At 38.3% G+C, this 23,407-nt stretch carries 15 protein-coding genes and 1 tRNA gene; 6 read left to right on the plus strand and 10 right to left on the minus strand.

Going from position 1 to position 23,407, the window contains the following annotated elements:
* Positions 1 to 14: 14 nt before the first annotated feature.
* Positions 15 to 3,203, minus strand: a complete 3,189-nt coding sequence (locus AC2S94_RS04710) for a SusC/RagA family TonB-linked outer membrane protein (protein ID WP_484630359.1) — start codon at positions 3,201 to 3,203, stop codon at positions 15 to 17.
* Between the two features lie 178 nt (positions 3,204 to 3,381).
* Positions 3,382 to 7,284, minus strand: coding sequence for a hybrid sensor histidine kinase/response regulator transcription factor (locus AC2S94_RS04715; RefSeq protein WP_484630360.1), 3,903 nt, complete (start codon positions 7,282 to 7,284; stop codon positions 3,382 to 3,384).
* A gap of 210 nt (positions 7,285 to 7,494) precedes the next feature.
* Here AC2S94_RS04715 and AC2S94_RS04720 point away from each other — a divergent pair, with 210 nt between their 5' ends.
* Together AC2S94_RS04720 and AC2S94_RS04725 are read left to right on the plus strand one after the other, a co-directional pair.
* On the plus strand, positions 7,495 to 7,935 hold the full coding sequence (locus AC2S94_RS04720; protein ID WP_484630361.1) for a hypothetical protein: 441 nt from the start codon (positions 7,495 to 7,497) through the stop codon (positions 7,933 to 7,935).
* Between the two features lie 9 nt (positions 7,936 to 7,944).
* A complete protein-coding gene (locus tag AC2S94_RS04725; protein ID WP_484630362.1) occupies positions 7,945 to 8,808 on the plus strand; it encodes a cellulase family glycosylhydrolase in 864 nt (287 codons plus the stop codon).
* 100 nt (positions 8,809 to 8,908) lie between these two features.
* On the opposite strand, the gene AC2S94_RS04730 is transcribed toward AC2S94_RS04725, so the two are convergent.
* Together AC2S94_RS04730 and mce are read right to left on the minus strand one after the other, a co-directional pair.
* Positions 8,909 to 8,982 (minus strand) — tRNA-Ile (locus AC2S94_RS04730).
* 66 nt (positions 8,983 to 9,048) lie between these two features.
* Positions 9,049 to 9,447, minus strand: a complete 399-nt coding sequence (gene mce / locus AC2S94_RS04735) for a methylmalonyl-CoA epimerase (RefSeq protein WP_484630363.1) — start codon at positions 9,445 to 9,447, stop codon at positions 9,049 to 9,051.
* Between the two features lie 100 nt (positions 9,448 to 9,547).
* On the opposite strand from mce, the gene rbfA reads away from it, so the two are divergent.
* Together rbfA and AC2S94_RS04745 are read left to right on the plus strand one after the other, a co-directional pair.
* A complete protein-coding gene (gene rbfA, locus AC2S94_RS04740; protein ID WP_484630364.1) occupies positions 9,548 to 9,943 on the plus strand; it encodes a 30S ribosome-binding factor RbfA in 396 nt (131 codons plus the stop codon).
* Between the two features lies 1 nt (position 9,944).
* Positions 9,945 to 11,147, plus strand: a complete 1,203-nt coding sequence (locus tag AC2S94_RS04745; RefSeq protein WP_484630365.1) for an ABC transporter permease — start codon at positions 9,945 to 9,947, stop codon at positions 11,145 to 11,147.
* On the opposite strand, the gene dusB is transcribed toward AC2S94_RS04745, so the two are convergent.
* From dusB to murQ, 5 genes are all read right to left on the minus strand, one after another.
* The gene (dusB, locus tag AC2S94_RS04750; protein ID WP_484630366.1) at positions 11,144 to 12,136 is read right to left on the minus strand and encodes a tRNA dihydrouridine synthase DusB; all 993 of its coding nucleotides are present in this window, start codon (positions 12,134 to 12,136) and stop codon (positions 11,144 to 11,146) included. The two genes, AC2S94_RS04745 and dusB, sit on opposite strands and share 4 nt — an antisense overlap.
* A gap of 68 nt (positions 12,137 to 12,204) precedes the next feature.
* Positions 12,205 to 14,637: a TonB-dependent receptor domain-containing protein gene (locus tag AC2S94_RS04755; protein ID WP_484630367.1), complete on the minus strand. Its 2,433-nt coding sequence runs from the start codon at positions 14,635 to 14,637 to the stop codon at positions 12,205 to 12,207.
* A 309-nt stretch (positions 14,638 to 14,946) separates the two neighbouring features.
* Positions 14,947 to 16,161, minus strand: coding sequence for a C40 family peptidase (locus tag AC2S94_RS04760; RefSeq protein ID WP_484630368.1), 1,215 nt, complete (start codon positions 16,159 to 16,161; stop codon positions 14,947 to 14,949).
* 15 nt (positions 16,162 to 16,176) lie between these two features.
* On the minus strand, positions 16,177 to 17,805 hold the full coding sequence (locus AC2S94_RS04765) for a glycoside hydrolase family 10-like protein (RefSeq protein ID WP_484630369.1): 1,629 nt from the start codon (positions 17,803 to 17,805) through the stop codon (positions 16,177 to 16,179).
* Positions 17,805 to 18,629 (minus strand): N-acetylmuramic acid 6-phosphate etherase, encoded by an 825-nt coding sequence (gene murQ / locus AC2S94_RS04770; protein WP_484630370.1) that lies wholly within the window; start codon positions 18,627 to 18,629, stop codon positions 17,805 to 17,807. Before murQ ends, AC2S94_RS04765 begins: the two co-directional genes overlap by 1 nt.
* Before the next feature lie 198 nt (positions 18,630 to 18,827).
* On the opposite strand from murQ, the gene lepA reads away from it, so the two are divergent.
* Together lepA and AC2S94_RS04780 are read left to right on the plus strand one after the other, a co-directional pair.
* Positions 18,828 to 20,624, plus strand: coding sequence for a translation elongation factor 4 (lepA, locus tag AC2S94_RS04775; protein WP_484630371.1), 1,797 nt, complete (start codon positions 18,828 to 18,830; stop codon positions 20,622 to 20,624).
* 113 nt (positions 20,625 to 20,737) lie between these two features.
* On the plus strand, positions 20,738 to 21,502 hold the full coding sequence (locus AC2S94_RS04780; RefSeq protein WP_484630372.1) for a YebC/PmpR family DNA-binding transcriptional regulator: 765 nt from the start codon (positions 20,738 to 20,740) through the stop codon (positions 21,500 to 21,502).
* On the opposite strand, the gene AC2S94_RS04785 is transcribed toward AC2S94_RS04780, so the two are convergent.
* Positions 21,499 to 23,367, minus strand: coding sequence for a cation:proton antiporter (locus tag AC2S94_RS04785; protein WP_484630373.1), 1,869 nt, complete (start codon positions 23,365 to 23,367; stop codon positions 21,499 to 21,501). The genes AC2S94_RS04780 and AC2S94_RS04785 overlap by 4 nt on opposite strands.
* Between the last annotated feature and the right edge of the window lie 40 nt (positions 23,368 to 23,407).

Raw genomic sequence — 23,407 nt, forward strand, 5'->3', positions numbered from 1 at the left:
TTTTAGATCAGATCTTAAAATCCAACATTAAGGCCTAACGTAAATCTTCTTTGGTTTGGAAATGAATTCCTGTCAATTCCGGTTCTCAGAGGATCGAAAGAATAACTGTCAACTTCAGGATCAAATCCAGAATAATCTGTCCAAAGTGCCAGGTTTTGCCCTGCAAGTGTTAGACTAACTGAATTTAAAAAAGAGTCACTGCTCAAAGGAACCTGGTAACTTACCGATACATTATTCAACCTCACAAAACTAGCATCCTCAAGAAGCCTGTCTGTAAAGTCTATATCTGTCACGTAATTATACCCAACTCTAGGATATTGACCATCTGGATTATCTGGTCTCCATGCATCGAAATAGGCATCAGTTCTAATGTTATTTGAATTTGGCTCTGCATAATCTGTACGCTGAAGGTTAGCGTTTGCTATGTCATTTCCCTGAACACCATTAAAAAGAATATTCAAACTCCAGTTCTTGTAGTTTACGGTAGAACCCAGACCAAATGTATAATCTGGATTAGGGTCTCCTATGATGGTTCTGTCAGCATCATTCACTACACCATCACCGTTCTGGTCAACCATATAAACATCTCCAAGTTGCGGCGAGATTCCCTGGAATTCTGGAGCATTGGCCAATTCAGCTTCGTTGCTGATGATTCCATTTGTTTCATATCCAAAGAATACTCCGGCTGCCTGACCTTGTAAAAATATATTGGCAGCACTTTTAAAATAGTTACCACCAGAAATATTATTTCCAAGGAAACCAGATCCCGTTAATGTTCCAAAGTTTGAAACAGGAAGGCCAAGATTTCCTACCTCATTTCGGTTAAAAGAAATATTACCATAAACATTCCAATTAAAGTCTTCTTTTTGAATAATATCTGCATTCACTGCAAATTCGATCCCTTTATTGATCAACTCTCCACGGTTAGCCGGGAAATCTGGGAATCCTCCGGCAGATCCTGGCAAAGGATAGTAAAGTAAAAGATCAAAAATGTTCTTGTAATAAGCATCTATTGTGAAGTTATACCTGTCATCTACAAAACCAAGATCTAAACCAATGTTGTATTGACTTGTTTTTTCCCAGGTAAGATCAGGATTTACCAGGTTAGCAGGAACTGAAGAGGTCACTGCTTCGTCACCATTGGCATATACAGTTTGTGGAATGGCATATCTTGCAAAGAAGGAATATGGATTTATATTTTGATTACCGGTTAATCCCCAACCTAAACGGATTTTGGCCTGAGAAAGATCTTCAAAATCTTTAAAAAATTTCTCTTTTTCAGCTCTCCAAGCCAGTCCTAAAGATGGAAAATGTCCCCATCTATTTCCTTCTGAAAAATTAGAACTTCCATCTGCCCTGTAATTTACAGTCAGAATATAGGTGTTCTTATAATTATAGGTAACACGACTAATTGCTGATAGAATTAGTTCATCTTGTTTTCCAAGGAAGTATCTATTAAATAGTTTGGCTGAAGAAATACCATCTGCGCGTAAATCCTGTAAAGGAAAACCACTTCCTGAAATAGCATTTCTTTCTACCGAATTATTATCTACAATAAAACCGGCCATTACATCCAGCTTATGTCCTTTTTTGAATTTATTGTTGTATTCAACAAGGTTATCGATATTGAAACGGAAACGCTTTAATTCACTAAGTCCAGCTTCACCTCCTACTTCAACTCCACGTCGTAGATTAAGCCCGTAATATACAGTACGGTCCTTATACCTGTAATCACCACCAAGGTTGATGGAATAATTAAAGTTCTTCGCAAATTTCCAGTCCAGCTTTACATTGGCCAGTGTTCTGAATTCAGTCGCGATATCGTCATAATCTTGAAGCCAGGCTAATGGGCCTTCAAACACATCTTCCAGATCTGCGCTTACCACCTCATCTGGCCTATTTGATGCCACTCCAAAAAATGGTGCTCCGGAATAAATATTTCTAATCAGGTTATTATTTGTTCCACCAAGGTTATCCGTTCCTTTGGAAGCAGAATTTTCACTTAAGGAAGCAGATATTTTAGTTCTAAGTTTCGTCTTTTCATTAAGGTCCTGAACTAAATTTAGGTTGATATCTCCAGTACGAGCAAAAGTTCTTGGAACGATCCCTTCATTTTTGGTGTAACCACCCGATAGAAAATATTTAGTAGTTTCAGAACCACCACTTACAGATAAACGGTAGGTGTTGCTAATGCTGTTTCTATATACAAAATCACTCCAGTTAACTGGCACAAGTCGAGGAATGATCGCAGAATTAGCAATCATATTCTCATCAGAATTCTGATATTCAGCAATTGTTCCATCAGAATATATATAATAATTTGGGTCGAATCCCTGATTAGCACGATACTCATTTTGGTAGTCTATATAATCATCAGATCCCAAAACTTCGATATCATTCGTGATCTTCCCGACCCTTGATTGAATACTGAAGTTGAATTTCGCATTTCCAGTTTCTCCCTGTTTGGTCGTGATGATTATAACACCATTTGCACCACGCGAACCATAGATTGCTGTTGCCGAAGCATCTTTTAAAATTTCTACACTTTCAATATCCTGAGGATTCAATCCTGTGATCCCTGCCTGTGGTGACAAATATGAATTTCCACCGGTTAAGGGATCTGAAACATCTTCTGTCGCTGAATTAACGATAATACCGTCAATAACATATAAAGGTTGTGAGTTACCGGTAAGTGAGTTGGTTCCCCTGATTTTTATACTTGTTGGAGCACCCGGTTCAAAACCATTGGAGCTAACATATACACCTGAGGCTCTACCCTGAAGATAATTTTCTACAGAATTCGCTTGATTTAATTGTTCCTGGTTAGGTTCAAGTGAGGTAATTGCACCGGTTACACTTCCACGTTCCTGCTGACCATATCCTACAAGCACCACTTCATCAAGGCTTTCAGTATTTGCGGAAAGCTCGACATCGATTACCTGGGAACTTCCCACGGTTTTTTCAACTGGGTCATACCCAAGAAAACTAAATACCAATACTGCATTCTCATTACTTACGGTAATTTCATATTCACCATCAAAATTGGTCACTACACCATTAGAAGTTCCTTTCTCGATAACAGAAGCCCCCGGAAGCGGAATTTCCTGATCGTCTTTTACCGTTCCCGTTATTGTTTGCTGAGCCCAAATCGAAGTACTCAATAATAAAAGGAACAATGAAAAAATGCTCGTTTTTAAATTCATGATAGAGTGTTATAATTTCAGAATCCTAAATTAGAGTTAAAGCTGATAATTGAGGTATGAATAAAATCAAAAAGGGTTCAAAAACAGTCTAAATAATGAAACCATTGTAATTTAAACCCCTGTTTTCTAAGGATTCAGTAATAATTAATGTGAAAATTAAAAAATCTTTAGATTACAATTAATCTGCCTCATTCTTCAAACTTGACCTAAATTGACTTGGTGAAATGTCAAAGAATTTCTTGAAAGAAGTACTAAAATATTTCGGGTTGGAGAACCCAGATTCGTACGCGATCTCTTTGATGTTTTTATTCGTTTTTATGAGCAGGTTCTTCGAATATTTAAGTCGGGTATTTATGATAAGATCCTGTGGAGAAAGGTCGATCAAATTCTTCAATTTCATATAAAGTGAAGTCCTGCTCATATTGAACCTTTCACATACATCATGAACCGAAAAGTTTTCATCCTTGATCCTTTCCAGTATGAAGGCTTCGATTTCCTTGATGAATTTCTCATCATTTTCATTCTTGAATTTTACCGCCGTTTCGAGTTCAGATTCCTGCTGATATTTCTTTTGAAGTTTCTTCTGCCATTTAAGAGCATTAACGATCTTGGCTATAAGAAGGTTAATATCAATCGGCTTTTCTAAATATTCAGAAATTCCTGCCTCAAGACTTTCAATTTTCTGTCCACGATTTTGAAGTACCGTTAGCATAAAAATAGGAATGTGGTTCAGGTTGATATCTGCCTTAACTGCACGTGCCATGGTGAGACCATCCATCTCTGGCATTATAAGATCGGTGATAATAAGATCTGGATATACCACGGCAGATTTTTCGAGGCCCTGTTTTCCATTCTTCGCTTCAAATACCTGGAAATAATTTCCTAAAATACGCTCTAATTCTTTTCTAAGTTCATCATTATCTTCTACCAGCAATATTTTGCTATCGCTGAATTCAGTGAGAATTCCCATATCTGCGAGATGAACATCTTTCTCGTTAGATTTATCAATGATGGAAGTTTGCCTGTAGAAGGATTTTCTATTTTTCAGCAGGACATAGAATTCTGTACCTTCATTTTGTTTGCTTTCAAAAGTTATTTCTCCATCTGTTTTACTCACAATATTCTTAACCAGCATCAAGCCAAGTCCTGTACCGGGTTGCTGGCTATTCACAACATTTCTAGCTCGATAATAGTTTCTTAATATATTCTTTTGCTGATCTGCAGGAATACCCATTCCATTATCTGCCACGGTGATCTTTAAAAAATCATCTGAACCAATTTCCAATTTTACCTTGATTATACCACCCTCGTAAGAATATTTAATTGCATTGGAAACAAGGTTAAATAATATCTTATTGAAATCTTCCTTATTGAAATAGAATAACTCTTTTTTCCAGTTGTTACTGAATTCAATATTTAAATTCTTTTCATCCAGAAGAGGTTCAAAGTCAGACAACATTTCTTCTACATGGGTTTGCAGGTCAATGGCATCTACCTCATCTACATCTGGACCAGTAGATTTTTGATAGGTTAACATCTGCTCGAACAGCGAATTGATCCTTTTAATAGTCCCTCGTATCCGCTCATCGCTTTTTTGATCAGACTTGTTTTTAGAATAATTGTCTAAAGAAGATAATAATATGGTTAAAGGTGTTTTTATCTCATGGGTAAGGTTATTATAAAAATCTACCTGCTGCTCGGCATTCCTTTTATTAACGAGTTGAGTAGTGATATAAATGATCAGCGCAAAAAGCCCAACCACAAAAAAGAAATAAAATATGGATGCCAATGGAGATGCATACCATGCATGACCGATATTGATTTTTACTTCTCTCACAGGCCCAAATTCACCAAGCCTGTTTGCAGCACGAACTTTAAAGGTGTATTCTCCAGGATTGATATTTGTATAGCTAACCGTATTCTGTGAACTTGGTTTTGTCCATTTATTATTAAAACCTTCCAGCATCCAGCTATATTTTACTTTTGAGCTGGCTTTATGTAAAACTCCTACGAAATCGAAGCCGAAGGAATTTTGATCATGATCCAATTCAATCTCATCTGTAACATTGATGGAACTCTTCAATGGTCCTTCTCCTGGTTGAATAACTATATTTGAGATCATCAGATCCTCCAGGTAAACTCTTGGTGCTCTACTTTGCTCGTTGATTTGTGATGGTTTGAAAACGCTTGCACCATTAGTACCTCCAAAAGCGAGTCTTCCGTCATTCAGCCTGGCAAAACTACCATAATTGAATTCCGTACTGGCCAGCCCGTCACTTTCATCATACATTCTAAGGATGGTGTCATTTTCATTAATTCGAATATTAACCAGCCCGTTAGTTGTACTTGCCCAAATATTTTCCTCTTCAGAAATAAGTATTCCCTGAACAATATCTGAAGGCAAACCTTTTTGAATATTTAAATTCGTTAATTCACTCGTCTCAAGATTATAGAAAACCAGTCCTCCACCGTTGGTAGCTAAAACCAGGAATTTATTATTGAAAGGTTCAACGGAATTAATTGTAAAATAATCGAATGGATTGTTTCCAGGGGTTAGAATTTCATAATCTAATAATTCACCCGTTTCCCTGTTGAGCTTTTGAACACCATTCCGCCCTGCAACAAGTATAAAATTTCCAAAACCATCACTAATATTGCGAATTTGATCTGCCTCGTATGTTTTGATTTTATTTTCTGAATCAAGTCTGGTCAATTTTCCATCAATTCCACCAAACCATATATCTCCAGACTTATCTTTGTGAATGTCGTAGATCTTGTTCAGGCTGAATTCAGAATAGTTCGAAGATGAATAATGTTCTGTTTCAAAACTGGAAATATTCATCTTGAATGCTCCACTATCATAAGTTCCAACCCACATATAATTGCCATCAGGTTCTAAGGCAAGAATAATTTCTGAATACTCTATGGATGGTCTATCGCTAAAATTAGGAATCTGCTTCCAGGTATCGTTTTCAGCATTATAAATGGAAATTCCATTTTTGGTTCCGAACCAAATTCTTCCTAAAGCATCCTGAGCGATAGACCTCACAAAGTTGCTTGCAAGGCTATTCTCTTCATTTATTATATGCCTGAAGGATGTAAAATCACTGTAATTAGGATTGTAAAAATTCATTCCACCACCGTAGGTAGCAATCCATAAAATCCCTTCATGGTCTATATGTATGTCATAAATACCATTACTGGATATTGAGTTTGGATTATTCTCATCGTTTTGAAATACTTTGAAATCCTCGAAATCCAAGTCAGTTATGATCAATCCAGCACCATCGGTGGCGATGTAAACCTCACCATTAGAAACGATCAGGTCAAAAATTGGAAAGTCTCGTACTCCAGTGGGAAGATCTATTTTTTCAACAAATTCAAAACCTAAATTCACCTTGATAAGACCATTATTACGAGTTCCTATCAATAAATTTTCTTCATCAAGGATGGCAAGATCTGTTACAAAATAGTCATCACCGATCTGGGATAGTTTCTTCAGATCACCGCTATCACGGTTCAAAATATATAATCCGTTCCTCGTTCCTACTATTATTTCTCCATTAATAATATGGATGGTTTGCACCTGGGTTACATCACCATAACGTTTTACCTCTAATGAGTCTGTACTTTTATTTATTTCCCAAACTCCGTTGTAAGCCGCAAACCATATATTATTTTCCTCGTCTTCTGTAATAAATTCAACCAAAGACGGTTTGAGCCTGGTCTGGGCATTGACTTTTTGAAAGTTGTTCTTTGATTTATCATAATATGCGATCCCATCTTCACTACCTATCCATACTTCATCTTCTGAATCTATAAAAATGCTTTTAACCCTGGAATTGAAATCTTCAGGTAAACCAGAATATTTATTGAAGTTCTTCGAGCTTTTCGAATTATACCTAATGACTCCTTCTTCGGTAGCCATCCAGATATTCCCAATGCTATCCTGTGCTAAAGCATAAACAATACTTTGAGATACACCTTCCTCGGCACTTAATTGTTGAAAGGAGTATTGCTCCTGAGCAAAGCCCGATGCTATGGAAAAAAAGAATAATAATCTAAGAACTATATTTTTCAAAATCTGATTCCTTGTGACCTGGATTAATTAAAGTTTGGTGATAGAGTTTATGAATATAACTACAAACGAAGAGTTTTCATAACTGCATACATCACAATAGGTTTGAAAATTAACAAAAACCTTCCAATGTAAATCAATCGAACCTTTTTTAGGAATCTAAAATTTATATTGAAATGAAATTGCTATGGCTTAACCTAAAACCCTTTAATTATGAAATCATCTCATGTTTTAAAATTGTCAAGCGTCCTGGCTCTTTTTCTTTTTTCATTCTGCTCTACAAATGAAATTCAAGTCCAGGAAACGAATCTTCAAACTTCAGATTTAACCTTCAATACAAGTGGCTCGGCTATCTTACCTGAAGACTATGTCCAGGATCTTGGAAAAGGATTCGATGTTACCTGGTCTGAATTTTCAAAATACATGGATCTCTACAGTGAAGATGCGGTAATTGATTTCAGCAATGCCGGCTTCAAGAATGTTCGAATTAGAATGAACGACCCGAATCCCGATCAGGTATTTATGGACAGGTTGAAGATGCAGGTTGACCATTGTCTTGCGCATGGTGTGTATCCGATACTGGCTTATCAAGGGCATTATCTTGAAGAAACGGCCACTACAGATGAAGAGGCTCGGCTACATCTAACCGAATGATGGCGTAAAATGGCTGAAGAATTCCAGGACTATCCACCTCAACTCACTTTCAATATTATGGTGGAAATCTCCGGAAGATATAAACTGGATTATGCTGCAATGAATAGTTTCTATGTAGATGTATTAGCAGCTATTAGAGAGACCAACCAAAATCGAATTGTAATTTTCCCACCAGTGAAAATATCAGATCCGGAATACCTGCAGTTTTTAGAGATTCCTGGTGAGAACGACCAGTTTACCATGGCTGAGTGGCATTTTTTTGCTGCGGGTCCCAGAAAGGATCCTTCCAATAAGAAATACTGGCTTGACGGTAAAACGGCAGAGGAAAGAGCCAATGTTACCGGGCCCATCCAAACTGCGGTGAACTGGATGAACCAAACCGGATATAAAACCTGGGTTGGTGCGTGGATGTCTGGAAATTACAATAAAGGCAATGATTTTAGCATTCCCGATCAGGTAAGCTTTTCAAGCTTTATGACCCGTGAACTTGAAAATGCAGGAATTCCATGGTCCATTAACGCAGGTAATAAGTTCTATGATTACGCTACGAATAAGTGGTTTACCACCACCGTAGATGCAGCCGGTATTCCAGTAAGAGATGCTTTGATCGATCCCTATAAGATCAGTCTGTACAGCGGTTCAGATTATTCTGGCAATTCAGTTAGGATGGCTCCAGGTGTCTATAACGAAGCATATCTAAGATCTATAGGATTTTTTGATAATGTTGGATCTATTATGATCCCTTTCGATTTCAAAGTAAGTATCTATAAAAATGATAATGCTAAAGGAAAAGCGGATGTGTATTCCATGACCGATAATAATTTTAATAAGCCCTTTAGCTCTATAAAAATTGAATATTTAAACAGTTATTAGGTCATTCTTGGACAAAACGAAATCAGGTTCTAATCAATATTTTTTGATGTAATAACTGACTTAATAAAAAAGCCTCACATTTCTGTGAGGCTTTTTTTAGTGGTCCCACTTGGGCTCGAACCAAGGACCACCTGATTATGAGTCAGGTGCTCTAACCAACTGAGCTATGGGACCTGATACGTATTCGTATCGCGAGCGCAAATTTAGATAATTGATGCTTACGCACCAAACAAAATAATTCTATTTTTCCTGACACAATTCTACCAACACACCGTTCGCATCTTTGGGATGCATAAAGGCAACCAGCTTATTATCTGCTCCCGGTTTCGGAGTTTCATTCAACAGCCTGAATCCCTCACCCTTAAGTCTGTCAATTTCGGCATCAATATCATCCACATAGAATGCCATATGGTGAATGCCCTCTCCGCGTTTTTCAATGAATTTAGCAATGGGACTTTCAGGATTGGTAGCCGCCAGTAATTCTATCTTACTCTCCCCAACCTTAAAAAAAGAAGTCGCCACGCCTTCACTTTCCACAGTTTCGGTTTTATAATGTTCGGCGCCCATCAAGGCCTTATAAGTTTTGTTTGCGGCATCCAGGTCTTTAACGGCTATTCCTATATGTTCGATTCTCTTCATATCTGTAATTTTATGGAAACAAATATCATTAATTAATGTTATATGATTCAAATTCATCCGGATGAAGACAAATCACAGTTAAAAATTTTACTTTTGTAGCATGGAAGAAACTAACAGACAAAAAAAGATAGGTGGATTGTTGCAGAAGGATCTGGCAGATATCTTACAGAATTCTCTGAGAGATAGCGGCCGTACAGGAATCTTGGTTTCTGTTTCTAAAGTTCGCGTAACTACAGACCTTTCTATCGCAAAGGCTTATGTAAGCATATTCCCATCTAAGCACCAGGAGGAAGTGATCAAGGAGATCAATGAAAATAAATCTCAGATAAAACACGAGATGGCGCAGCGCACCAGGCACCAGTTAAGAAAAATGCCTGATCTCAATTTCTATATAGACGATTCCCTGGAATATATAGACGGAATTGAAAAGTCTATAAAAGGAAAAGAAGATCCCGTGGCCAATCCAGACCTTTTAGACAAGAGGAAAAAATCTTAATTTGAAGTTTCCGCTGTATATCGCCAAAAGGTATCTTTTTACTAAAAGTAAAAGCAATGCCATCAATATCATCACGATCATTGCGGCTATTGGCGTTTTCGCGGGTGCTTTTTCACTATTTATCGTTCTAAGCGGTTTTTCAGGACTCCGGGATTTCAGTCTTTCCTTTTCCAATGAATTTGATCCGGATCTTAAAGCGGTTCCCAAAGAGGGAAAAGTGATCAATATTTCTGAAGACCAGATGACGCAACTTCAGAAAATTGAAGGCGTGGAAGATTTTAGCAAGGTCATAGAGGAGCGCGTTATTCTTAGTTATAAGTCTAAAACGAATCCTGCCTATATTAAGGGTGTGGACGAGAGATACCGTAGGGTGAACCAGATAGACAGTTCCATCGTTTATGGAACCTGGCTTACCAAAAGCGAACCTCAGGTTGTGATAGGCAACGGACTTTCGAAATTGCTGGATGTGGGAACTTTCAATTATCAAAATCTTCTGAAGATCATGGTGCCTAAGCCCGGAAAAGGTGCAATTACCATGACCAACCTTCAGGATGCGTTTAATACCCGCCAAACTATTGTCAGCGGTGTCTATAGCGTAAATGAAGAGCTGGACGATAAATATGTTTTTACTCATCTCAATTTTGCCAAAGATCTGCTGAATTTAAAAGAAAATGAGTTTTCTGCTGTTGAATTCAAATTGAAGCCGGAATCTTCCATCGAACAGGTTTCTGAAGAGATCAATAATATTCTTGGCAATAATGTAACTGTAAAAACAAGAGCCGAACTGAATGATGCACTGAATAAAATGTTGAATTCTGAAAACCTCTTTGTTTATCTCATTTTTACGCTGGTACTTACCATTGCGCTTTTCAACGTGGTTGGATCTATCATCGTTATGATCCTTGATAAACGTGAAAATATTAAAACGCTACACAGTTTGGGTGCTACTCCCAAACAGATCAAGAATATCTTTCTTTTCCAGGGAATGCTTATGACCGGTCTGGGCGGAATTTTTGGCCTGGCAGTCGCAGTGGTTCTGATACTGTTACAAATGCAGTATGACCTCGTAATGATCACACCAAACCTGCCTTATCCGGTTCAGATGAAAATAGAGAATGTCTTTATAGTACTTATCACCATTTTCACGCTTGGCTTGATCGCTTCTTATATCGCCGCTGGAAGAAGTAAAAAAGCGCTTGCCTAAGCGAACTGATAATCTGAGAATTCCTTCTCTACCTCATCAAAAGCCTTAAAAACGTCTACGGAATCATCGCTGGTTACCATTTTCATACGATATTCTTTGAAGTGCGGAATACCTTTGAAATAATTGGTATAGTGACGGCGTGTTTCAAAAACACCCAGTTTCTCCCCTTTCCAGTCGATCGCCATTTGTAAATGTCTCCTGGCAGCGTCTAGACGCTCAATCATGGTAGGCGGAGGTAAATGCTTACCGGTTTCAAAATAATGCTTTACTTCTCTGAAAAACCATGGATAGCCAATACTTGCTCTACCAATCATCGCTCCATCCAAACCATACTGATCACGCATTTCCATTGCTTTTTCAGGCGAATCTACATCTCCGTTTCCAAAAACAGGGATATGCATTCTCGGGTTGTTTTTAACCTCTGCAATAGGTGCCCAATCGGCTTCACCTTTATACATCTGTGCCCTGGTTCTACCATGAATGGAAATTGCCTTACAACCCACATCCTGCAACCTTTCTGCAACTTCAACGATCTTAATGGAATCATGATCCCATCCTAATCTTGTTTTAACAGTAATAGGCAGATTGGTATGTTTAACCATGGCATCGGTAAGGGAAACCATAAGATCTATATCCTTAAGAATACCTGCACCGGCTCCTTTGGAAACCACCTTTTTGACTGGGCATCCAAAATTAATATCTATAATATCCGGACCAGATTTTTCCACGATCTCTACAGACTGAAGCATGGATTCCAGGTTGGCTCCAAAGATCTGGATACCAACAGGCCGTTCCTTTTCGTAAATATCAAGTTTCATGGTGCTTTTCGCTGCATCGCGTATAAGCCCTTCAGAAGAGATGAATTCCGTATACACAACGTCTGCTCCCTGTTCCTTGCAAAGTGCACGGAATGGCGGGTCACTCACATCTTCCATCGGTGCTAAAAGCAACGGGAAGTCTCCTACATCTATATTTCCAATTTTTGCCAAATCCTCTGTTTTTCAGGTGGCAAAATTACTAAATAAAATGAATTGTATAAAAATGTTAGGATAAAGTACTAGTCCAGAACCTTTTGATCCTGTAAACGCTCGCTTTCTTCAGCATTGATAGCGCGGCTGTTATCATTCAGTTTAAAATTACCAAATTTATAGATAAGCCCTACTCTCAGCATTCGTGATTCGGGTTTGGCGAAGAATCCATTGTTCTGATTTAGATATTGCGATTTTAAAGGAATATTCATCGAATTAAAAGCGTCTTCAAGATTTACGGTTGCCGTTAGCCTGGAATCGAAAAATGTCTTTTTCAATCCAAGAGTCAGTCCGTATTGCGGTTCGTCAAATTGGTAAGATCCTGCGATATACTTCGGAAGAAAAGTCCCGATCACTTCCGCAGAAAAAGTTCCGTCTTTTCCTAAAATAAAATAGTTATATGCCTGAATGTATGTGCTGAAAACATCGTTTTGAACCAATTGCCCACCACTTTCCAAGGCTGGAAATTCGTTTTCCATATAGAAGAAAGATCCGTAAGCAGATAAAACCCACCAATCCTTTAAGTAAGAATAGTAAGTTACATCAAAACTGAACTGTTGATCATAGTTCATATTCAGGTTTACACTTCTAAGTGTTCTGTTCCGGTTATCCTGAAAAGGTAAAAGTGCCATCGCATTATCTGCCCTATCCCAGTAAAGATCAAAAAACCAGGTATTATCATAACTATAATTAAAGGTGATCTTATTAGAAAAGGAAGGCATTAAATTTGGATTTCCATCCTGGAAATTATTCTCGTTGATGAAATATCTGTATGAATTCAGACTTTGAAATCTAGGTCTGCTGATCCTTCTGCTATAATCCAGGCTAAAAGAATGTTTTTCTGCCGGAGAATAAGAAAGATAAAAGGTTGGGAACAGTTCAAAATATTCCTGATTGTTTACGATACCAAATGTTCTTGAATCTCCCTGAACATCTGTATATTCACCTCTTAAGCCTAGTTTTACTGCCCACTTCTCCCAATCTTTGGAAAGACTTGCATAAGCGGCGTAGATATTTTCATCATAATTTAAGCCGTCTGACAGGGCCGGATCGAAACTATTCAAGTCATTGTTTCGGTCGAAAAAATCCTGTCCGCTTTCTGAATTCAATCCGGAATATTTTAATCCGGTTTCAAAACTTGTTGAACCAATGGGCGTGGAAATATCGATCTGACCCGTGTAAATATCACTGTTCTGATAAGCCATCGTCGCAAACGTATTCTGATTTAATAGGCTATTATCAGCAAGAAAATATCTTGTTTGGATATCCTGGTTTTGGTCGTCATTATATTTAATGTAATTCGCCACTGCTGAAAAAGTACCGTTTTCTCCTAGGTTGGTATTATAGGTAGCACTCAATAATACATTTTCGGTCTCGTTTTTCAATTGACTATCTGTGGTAAATAAAGAGTCAAGAGAATTTGAAGTATCATAGATCTCGGTTAGCCCATCGATATCTGATCTTCTGTCTGGAGCTAGTAAGACATTCGCACTTAAGCTCAAAGTACTTGCTTCACTTAAGTTAAGATCGATTATGGTACTCAGGCTATGGGTTGAATTTTCAGTATCTCTTTCAAAATCGGTAAGCCATCTCGAGTCAACCTCTCCTCCATCCGGATCAAAAAATTCAATATAACTATCGTCGCGCTTAAACTCATCTCTGCCATTATAATTGTAACTGGCGTAAATATTAACCCAGTCGTTCTTATAATAATGGCTGGTTCCAATATTATACTTTGGTACAATAGCCGTAGTGTGAGAAGCATTCAAACTTCCTTTATATCCAATGGAAATATTCTTTGATGTGGTAATATTCAATATCGTTCCACCCTCAGCATCGTATCTGGCTGGTGGATTGGTGATCACTTCTACAGATTTCACGTTGGTCCCAGAGAAACCTTCCAATAATTGCTGTAATTCCTGTGATGAGAGATATACTTTCCGATCATTTATATAAACGGTAGCCTGCCTATTCTTTACCAGTAGATTTCCCTGGCTAACTATAACTCCGGGCGTTCTTTTTAAAATATCGAAAGTGTTTCCGGTGGATAAAGTTGAATTTTCAACATCAAAAACAAGCCTGTCAACCTTTCTACTTATTTTCGGTCTGCGGGCATTTACCACAACCTCATCAAGATCATCGGAAGACTCCTGAAGAGTGATCGTTTTTAATTTTGTGTTGCCTTTCATCTTAATCTTCTGAAGACTTTCAGCATAACCGATGAAAGAAACTTTTAGAATGTAGGTACTGTCCTCAATATCTTCCACAACAAAACTACCATCCTCTTCAGAAATTGTTCCTTTATAAACACTGGTAGAATCTTCTGCACTCAATAAAATAACATTGGCAAAAGCAACCGGTTCTTTTTCCTGATTCTGAATATTTCCGCTAAGTGAATTCTGTGAAAAGAAAACATAAGGCATTAGCAGGAAAATAAGGGGGGTGAACTTGGTAATATTCATTAGGTTTTTGGTCAGTTTTTTGGCAAAAGCTCAACAAATATAAAATTTCTACAATTCTCAACAACAATTTAATATTTATAGATTACTGAAAATAAAATTGTTAAGGATTAGAATTCAGTGAGGTATTCAGGTTCTTTTTTCCCGAAAAGATCAGTTTTCAAGTAGTAATTCTTTGAAAACTATACGTTTAAAAAAACATTTTCTCAAAGTATAGAATTGCAGAAGATATCTAGTTAAACGATTTAGCAGGAAGATAACTTTTTAATACAAAATCTGATAATAAATAAATATAACCTTTAGAGCTAAAAATTATTCTGTTGGATCCTCGCTTGAATCCATGAAGATCTTTTCATCTGTCAAATAAGTAAGGCCTTTACTCTCTGCCCCCAGAAATCTTTTAGTTCGCAAATACCTATTCTTATTAAAAGAATCAAATGCTTCAGATTTTTCATCCATGCTGCTGATGTGAACATCACCAGATGAATGTATAAATTCATTATTTCCTATCCACATCCCCACGTGCACCACTCTTTCTGAAGTGGAATCTGTCGCCGGTCGTCCAAAGAATAACAGATCTCCAACCGCCAGCTTTTTAAAATTTCCAACCGAATCTATTAGTTTTCCCTCTCTTACCTGCTGGGAAGCGTCTCTAGGTATGACCATTCCGTTCATAAAGAAGATCGTTTTGGTAAATCCACTGCAGTCTACTCCTTTTGCAGAAGTTCCTCCCCATAAGTACGGCAGTCCCATCATCTCTTCAGCCGTGCTTACTAGTTTTTCTTCTGAAGCCTCCAGGTCTTTTAACCACTGAGAATAGATTGAAGATTCTTCTTTGGAAATAAATCCGGATTTTCCGTCAGGATATCGAACCTTATAAAATTTAGCATTTTCAGCTTCCATTTCCAGAATGGCACCAAAAACAAGATCTGAAACAGGTTTAGAATCTTCTGAAGCCTCTTGATAAGACTGACCGTAAGCTTCCTGGTAAATTATTTTTTCCGAAGATTTCCAGGCATCGAAGTCGGCTTTGTTCATCGTGGTAATTCCGCCATGATCAACCCAGGAAAGGTATCCGTCTGGTGTTTGAATATAATACCATTCCTCAGTTCTTTTCCAGATCTTCACCGGCGTTCCCAGGGTCGCCTGTGTAACAAGTTCTGCCGAATGCTTTCCTTCACCCCGAAGATTGGCTACAGAAATATCGATGACCCCAAAAATGGTGTCTTTAAGATTTGATGCAGGAAGCACCTGTACGCTGTCTATGAACTCAATATCTTCAGAAGTTAACCTGGTAAATAATGAATCTTTGGCTTCCGGCATATTGGTTTCACCTTTTAAAACCATTTTCCCGTTATTCATTTCAGATTCAATATTGAAAAGAGCCACCCGTTTATCTGGAGCAAAGTTTTCCTTAACAGATTCAATATGACCTTCAGCAACGATCTTATTATCTCCCCTGCGGTGATTATTACAAGAGAAAAGACCAAGGATCAAAATTGACACTATTAACTTCTGATAATTCATATTCTAAATTTTAGCTCAAGGTAATAAATTCTCGATTTTCAGTTCTTTAAAACTACTTTGGTTACCGGTGCGATCAACTGCTGTAATTCCAATTTGCTCTAGTTTTTTTCCATTGCTGAATTTAGCAATCCTTAGCGGCTCTGAATTCAAATTCAGAATTTTAAAATCCCAGTTGGTATTCTCATACCGGTAATAAACCACACATCTGAAAATATCTTCAATATTCTCTTTTTTCCATTTTAGCAAAATGGTTTCCTTAAGATCCTGTAATTCAAATTTCGGAGGTTCCGGAGCTTCATTATCCAGCCACGGACTTGAAGGTACGAGAGCATTCCTGGAATAAGGACCGTTTTTCAAAGTGTTGGCCAGGCTGTCATTTTTCATCAATGGCCCGATATTCCAGTGCACCGTACCGGGGTTGTCCCGTAAAATACCTCGTGAAATTAATATCTGAGAAGCGATCTCCCCTTTATTTTCTTCCTCATCTTCCAAACCAAGATTGATTCCGGGCCAGAGGTGTCTTCCCACGACATTTTCAGATTCCCACCAACCAAGCAAAACAGGAAAACTCTGACCGATCTGCCTTGTAGGCCAGTATAGTTGTGGAGTGAAATAATCTATCCAGCCTTTATTCAGCCATAATTTGGCATCAGCGTAAAGTTCTTCATACTGGTCCATCCCGCTAATACCTTTGGGAAAACCCGGTCTCCAGATTCCAAAAGGGCTTATCCCGAATTTCACATAAGACTTTTCCTCTTTAATCTCCTCTGCTATTCTCTCAACAAAATCATTTACATTTTTTCTTCTCCAGTCTCCTCTAGAAAGATTTCCTCCGGAAGCTAAATATTCCTGCCAGCTTTTTTCATCAGGAAAATCTTTTTTACCGTTATAGGAAGCATAAGGATAGAAATAATCATCAAAATGAACACCATCAATATCATAGCGCTCTACTATATCCATTACCACCTTTGCCGAGTGTTCCTGAACTTTACTGCTTCCTGGATCCATCCACCACATTCCATTTTTAAGCTCTCTAACCAGTTCGGGGTGCGTTTTAACTATAGACTTCTCCCCTATTTCTTTCCCCGTGGTATGATGTGCCCGGTAAGGATTTAGCCAGACGTGCAATTCCATCCCGCGCGAATGGGCTTCTTCGATCCAAAATTTTAAAGGATCGTAAAAAGGCTCAGGAGCTTTGCCGCTTTTCCCGGTTAAAAAGTAAGACCATGGTTCCAGCTCACTTTCATACAAAGCATCTGCCTGAGGCCTCACCTGCAAAATGACTGCATTGAAATTATTTTTTTCCAGGATATCAAGCATTTCGATCGCCTCCTTTTTTTGCGCGGCAGACGATAGAGTATTTTTACTTGGCCAGTTAATATTCGCCACGGTGGCAATCCAGGCTGCCCTGAATTCTTCAATATTTAATGGTGGAGCTACAAAATCCTCATTTTCAGTTTTCTCATCTACTTCCTTTTCTTCTGGAATTTCGACTTCGGCAGCTTCCGGTTGAGCCTCCTCAATTTGAGTATTTTCGGACTCCTTTTTTATTTCTTTGGTCGCTTTACACGCATTCAAAAGCAGTATCAATATTAAAATACCGCAGAGTTTTACCAATTGGGATAATTGTTGAATTCCAGGCATTATTTTTCCTCGCTTTTGTATGCTTCCAATGCTTTTCGAACGCTTTTATGTTTTAATAAAAGTTCAGCTGCTGCATCTTTGTCAATATCTAATTCTTCCATAATCATTCTTGTGCCGCGGCCTACCAGTTTATCATTAGATAACTGCATATCCACCATCTTATTCCCCTTCACTCTTCCAAGTTTGATCATCACAGAAGTCGAGATCATGTTCAAAACCATCTTTTGAGCAGTTCCCGCTTTCATTCTTGTGCTCCCCGTTACAAATTCTGGACCCGTGATCACCTGAACGGGAAATTCTGAAACTTCTGCCAACGGACTTTTTGAACTGCAGGTAACACATCCGGTAGTTATTCCGTGAGTCCTGGCGTCCCTGATCCCTCCAATCACGTAAGGCGTGGTGCCTGAGGCCGCAATTCCAACAAGAACATCTTTTTCTGAGATGTCATATTCCTGAAGATCTTTCCAGGCTTGTGAAGTATTATCCTCGGCATTTTCCACCGCATTTCTCAATGCCGTATCACCACCGGCAATTAGACCTATAACAATTCCAGCGCTCACGCCAAATGTCGGCGGACATTCAGAAGCATCCAAAACTCCAAGTCTTCCACTGGTTCCTGCCCCTATATAAAAAAGCCTTCCTCCTATTTCAACTTTAGGAACGATCTCATCTACAAGTTTTTCGATCTCCGGAATCACTTTTTGAACACTTTGCGCGACGCTTTGATCTTCCTTGTTGATATTATTCAGCAATTCTGAAGTGCTCATCTTTTCCAGATGGTCGTAATTTGAGACTTTTTCGGTGTCTGGACTATGCTTTTCCATTTATCTAATTTATTCTAAAAACTCTGTAAATATGGGCTTTCAGCAATTTAAAAATAGGATCTAAATTTCTGTAACTAAAGCCGATTCCGCAAGAAAACAAACATAAACTTGAAATTTTATTTAAGACTATTAATTCAATTATATTTGTACTCTTAAATTCACCTGATTAGAACAGGAGAAAGGATTCAAAATTTGGAGATGAAGAATATTCGAAACTTTTGCATTATTGCACATATTGATCACGGGAAAAGCACCCTTGCAGATCGTTTATTGGATTATACCGGTGCTGTAACTGAACGTGAAAAACAAGAACAACTGTTGGATAGTATGGATCTTGAAAGAGAACGTGGTATTACCATCAAATCTCACGCGATCCAGATGGATTATATCCATGAAGGCGAAGAATATGTGCTGAATCTGATCGATACTCCCGGTCACGTAGATTTCTCTTATGAAGTTTCCAGATCTATCGCTGCCTGTGAAGGAGCCTTGCTGGTGGTTGACGCCGCACAGAGTATTCAGGCACAAACCATTTCGAATCTTTACCTTGCTTTAGAAAATGACCTGGAAATAATTCCTGTTTTGAATAAAGTGGATCTGCCCAGCGCAAATCCTGAAGAAGTGACTGATGATATCGTGGATCTTTTAGGTTGCGATCCTTCAGAAGTAATTCCTGCCAGTGCAAAAACCGGACTTGGAATTAAGGAAATTCTTGATGCGATTATCAGCCGAATTCCTGCTCCAAGCGGAAAAGTTGATGCGCCGTTGAGAGCTCTTATTTTCGATTCAGTTTATAATCCTTTCCGTGGAGTGGAAACTTATTTTAGAGTGATCAACGGGTCAATCAAAAAAGGTGAGAAGATTAAATTTGTCGCTACAGATAAGACTTATGATGCAGATGAAGTAGGGACTTTAAGATTAAAACAGTTTCCTAGAAAAGAAATAAAAACCGGGGATGTGGGATACCTTATCACCGGTATTAAAGATGCCCGTGAAGTGAAAGTGGGTGATACCATTACCAGCGCTGCAAATCCTACTACAGAAGCGGTGGCAGGATTTGAGGATGTAAAACCAATGGTTTTCGCGGGAATTTATCCTGTAGATACTGAAGATTATGAAGAATTAAGAGCTTCTATGGAGAAACTTCAACTGAACGATGCTTCGCTGGTTTTTACTCCGGAAAGTTCTGCAGCCTTAGGTTTCGGTTTCCGTTGTGGATTCTTAGGAATGCTTCACCTTGAAATCATCCAGGAAAGACTGGAACGTGAATTTGATATGACCGTAATCACTACGGTTCCTAACGTGTCTTATTACGCATATACTAATAAAAAACCGGATGAAATTGTACTGGTAAACAACCCGTCAGACCTTCCGGAACCTTCAACTTTAAACAGGGTAGAAGAACCATTTATCAAAGCTACGATTATCACGAAAGCAGATTATGTAGGAAATGTAATGTCGCTTTGTATCGAAAAAAGAGGTGAGATCACTAATCAAACTTATTTAACCACTGAGAGAGTTGAATTGACTTTCGATATGCCTCTGGCAGAGATCGTATTCGATTTCTATGACAGGCTTAAAACGGTTTCCAGAGGGTATGCTTCTTTCGATTACTCACCAATCGGGATGAGAGAATCAAAACTGGTAAAAGTTGATGTACTTCTAAATGCCAACAAAGTAGATGCACTTTCCGCATTATTACACGTAGATAACGCTTACGATATTGGTAAGAAAATGTGTGAGAAGCTGAAAGAACTTATCCCGAGACAGCAATTTGATATTCCAATTCAGGCGGCTATTGGCGCGAAGATCATTGCCCGAGAAACGGTAAAAGCCCTTCGTAAGGACGTTACCGCAAAATGTTATGGTGGTGATATCTCGCGTAAGAGAAAACTTCTTGAAAAGCAGAAAAAAGGTAAAAAACGTATGCGCCAGGTAGGAAATGTAGAAATTCCTCAGGAAGCTTTTATGGCCGTTCTTAAACTGAACGACTAAAACCTGAAAATCATAATATTACAAACCTCCCTGAAGTCAAATTTGGGGAGGTTTTCTTTTGTTATTCAATTTCATAAATTTGTGATTCTCACATAATTTTTAAGAAAAAGAATATGGCCGGACACAGTAAATGGGCGAATATAAAGCATAGAAAAGGAGCACAGGATAAGAAAAGAGCAAAGCAATTTACCAGGGCAATCAAGGAAATTACCGTTGCGGTTAAAGAGGGCGGAGGTCCTGATCCTGAGTCTAATCCCTCTCTTAGAAATGCCATTCAGAATGCCAAGGGTGTGAACATGCCCAAGGATACCATTGAACGTGCGGTAAAGAAAGCCAGCGGCGCAGATGCCGACAATTATGAAACCGTGACCTTTGAAGGTTATGGGCCCAATGGAATCGCCATTTTTGTGGAAGCTACTACAGATAATACCAATAGAACAGTAGCTTCAGTAAGATCTATTTTCTCTAAAAATGGTGGTAACCTGGGGACAAATGGATCCCTTGAGTTCCTTTTCGATAAAAAAGGTGTTTTCGTCCTTGAAAAGGAAAAGATCGAAATGGATCTCGAAGAATTTGAGCTGGAGCTCATTGAGGGTGGCGCCAGTAAGATTGAAAAAGAAGACGAGTTTGTAACTGTCTATACTGAATTTACCGATTTCGGATTGATGTCTTCCAAACTTGAAGAGCTCGAGATCGAACCAAAAAATTCTGAAGTTCAGCGTATTCCCTTAAATACCGTTGAATTACCAGTTGATGAATCCATCAAAATTCTGAATCTTGTAGAAAAATTTGAAGATGATGATGACGTTCAAAACGTTTATCATAACCTTGAAATTACCGATGAAGTAATTGCTGAAATGGAAAAGGAAGAAGCTTAATCCTGTTCGATATTCTCTTCGATATTTTCTTTTTCCTCGCTATCGCCAGGCTCCATCTGTTTACCTAGATAAACAAGCATAAAACCTTCTTCTATCTCAACTTCCATGCTATTTGAAGGGATAATACTCAATTCTCCTTCATTATTTTTAACAAATAATGGAATGATATCAGGATCTGTTTTACTGATCTCTATTAGGCCTTCATAATGCTCTTTAGAATTAAGATCGATCTCATGGATGGAAGGATATTTTCGGGCCAGGTTCGTTAATTTGATATAATCATCGGTCTGGGAGAAAAGTCCTTCTTTTGGATTGTTTTCAGGATCATACATTTCATCTGAAGAAACTACCCTGAAAGATCCATTTTCACCAAAATGCTTGCGGAATTTGTCAATGGCGTTCGTATTCACTTCAGAGTTACCAGTAAGTGCCATCAAATAACCCACATCACTTAACTCAATATTATTGATAAGATCATCAGAATACACGTTTTCCTGTATAGCATCCAGTCCCAACTCTCTTGCCTTTCTAATATTTGAACCGTTACTGTCTACAAGTACTACATGCCTGTTATTTTTTTTCAGATAAGAACCGATAAGCCTTGAAATAGTTGAAGCACCAATAATCAGAATACCCTGAGAGTTCTTCAGGAATACACCTACTAATTGCGCAAAAAGTCTTGCGGTAGTAGCATTTAAAAGAACTGTTCCCAGCACTATCATGAATACCAGTGGAGTAATATATTCAGCTCCAGGAACTCCCTGGTTAGCCAGTTCAATACCGAAAAGTGAAGCAATACCCGCAGCCACAATACCTCGAGGTCCAACCCAGCTGATGAAAAGTTTTTCATTGGTTTTTAATGAGGAACCTATACTACTCACAAAAACACCTAGTGGTCTTACAATTAACACTACTGTAGCGAAAAGTATCAGTGCTTTAATATCATAAACCAGCAACAGATCTTCAATATTGATGTTTGCTGCAAGTAGAATGAAGAGTATCGAGATTAATAGAACACTTAATGATTCTTTGAAATAAAGCAATTCTTTAAGGTTAGGTAAGTTGATATTACCCATCACCATTCCCATAACTACTACGGCTAAAAGTCCACTTTCGTGCGCGAACATGTCTGCAAGTACAAAAACTCCCAGAACTGTAGCCAGCGTTAAAACATTCAACAGGTAGTGCGGAATTACATTTTTCTTGATAGCAAAAGCAAGGGCGTGAGCGAAAGTAAATCCAAACGTGAATCCGAATAAAACGATCTTTCCAAACTCCATCATGGCTGTTTCGGTGAATTCAGTTCCCGTTCCGGCGCTGATGAATTCAAACATCAAAACCGCAACAAGAGCCCCGATAGGATCTATCAGAATTCCTTCCCATTTCAGAATGGCAGAAATATCTTTTTTTAGCGGAATATTCCGAAGAATTGGTGTGATAACCGTTGGTCCTGTTACAATTATAAGGGCTGCAAAAAGGAAACTTATCTGCCAGCTTAAATTAAAAATTAGGTGTGCGGCGATACCGGCACCAAAAAAGGTAACGATCACGGCAATGGTTATAAGCTTCAAAATTACCGGGCCAACATTTAGAACTTCACCTTTACGTAAGGTCAATCCACCTTCAAAAAGGATAATTCCAATGGCCAGAGAAACGAAATAAAATAAACTCTGCCCGGGGAAAAGTCCGGAATCTCCATCCCAGATTGGTTCAATTAATTTGGAACCATCTGCCGTAAAAAATGTAGAAAGCGGCCCAACAGCCAGTCCTACAAGAATCAAAGGTAAAATAGCCGGGATCTTAAATCTCCATGCTACCCATTGAGCCAAAATACCCAAAATCACAATTCCCGCCAATTCAATCATAAGTTCTTCGTTTGCTTATTGAAGCTAAAAATATTAAAAA

It is taken from the genome of Christiangramia pacifica, from assembly GCF_057221535.1.

Coding starts and splice junctions, on each gene's coding strand:
- AC2S94_RS04725 (WP_484630362.1), top strand. CDS start 7,945: ATGGCTGAAGAATTCCAGGACTATCCACCTCAACTCACTTTCAATATT.
- murQ (WP_484630370.1), bottom strand. CDS start 18,629: ATGGAAAAGCATAGTCCAGACACCGAAAAAGTCTCAAATTACGACCAT.
- mce (WP_484630363.1), bottom strand. CDS start 9,447: ATGAAGAGAATCGAACATATAGGAATAGCCGTTAAAGACCTGGATGCC.
- lepA (WP_484630371.1), top strand. CDS start 18,828: ATGAAGAATATTCGAAACTTTTGCATTATTGCACATATTGATCACGGG.
- AC2S94_RS04780 (WP_484630372.1), top strand. CDS start 20,738: ATGGCCGGACACAGTAAATGGGCGAATATAAAGCATAGAAAAGGAGCA.
- AC2S94_RS04785 (WP_484630373.1), bottom strand. CDS start 23,367: ATGATTGAATTGGCGGGAATTGTGATTTTGGGTATTTTGGCTCAATGG.
- AC2S94_RS04710 (WP_484630359.1), bottom strand. CDS start 3,203: ATGAATTTAAAAACGAGCATTTTTTCATTGTTCCTTTTATTATTGAGT.
- AC2S94_RS04760 (WP_484630368.1), bottom strand. CDS start 16,161: ATGAATTATCAGAAGTTAATAGTGTCAATTTTGATCCTTGGTCTTTTC.
- rbfA (WP_484630364.1), top strand. CDS start 9,548: ATGGAAGAAACTAACAGACAAAAAAAGATAGGTGGATTGTTGCAGAAG.
- AC2S94_RS04755 (WP_484630367.1), bottom strand. CDS start 14,637: ATGAATATTACCAAGTTCACCCCCCTTATTTTCCTGCTAATGCCTTAT.
- AC2S94_RS04720 (WP_484630361.1), top strand. CDS start 7,495: ATGAAATCATCTCATGTTTTAAAATTGTCAAGCGTCCTGGCTCTTTTT.
- AC2S94_RS04765 (WP_484630369.1), bottom strand. CDS start 17,805: ATGCCTGGAATTCAACAATTATCCCAATTGGTAAAACTCTGCGGTATT.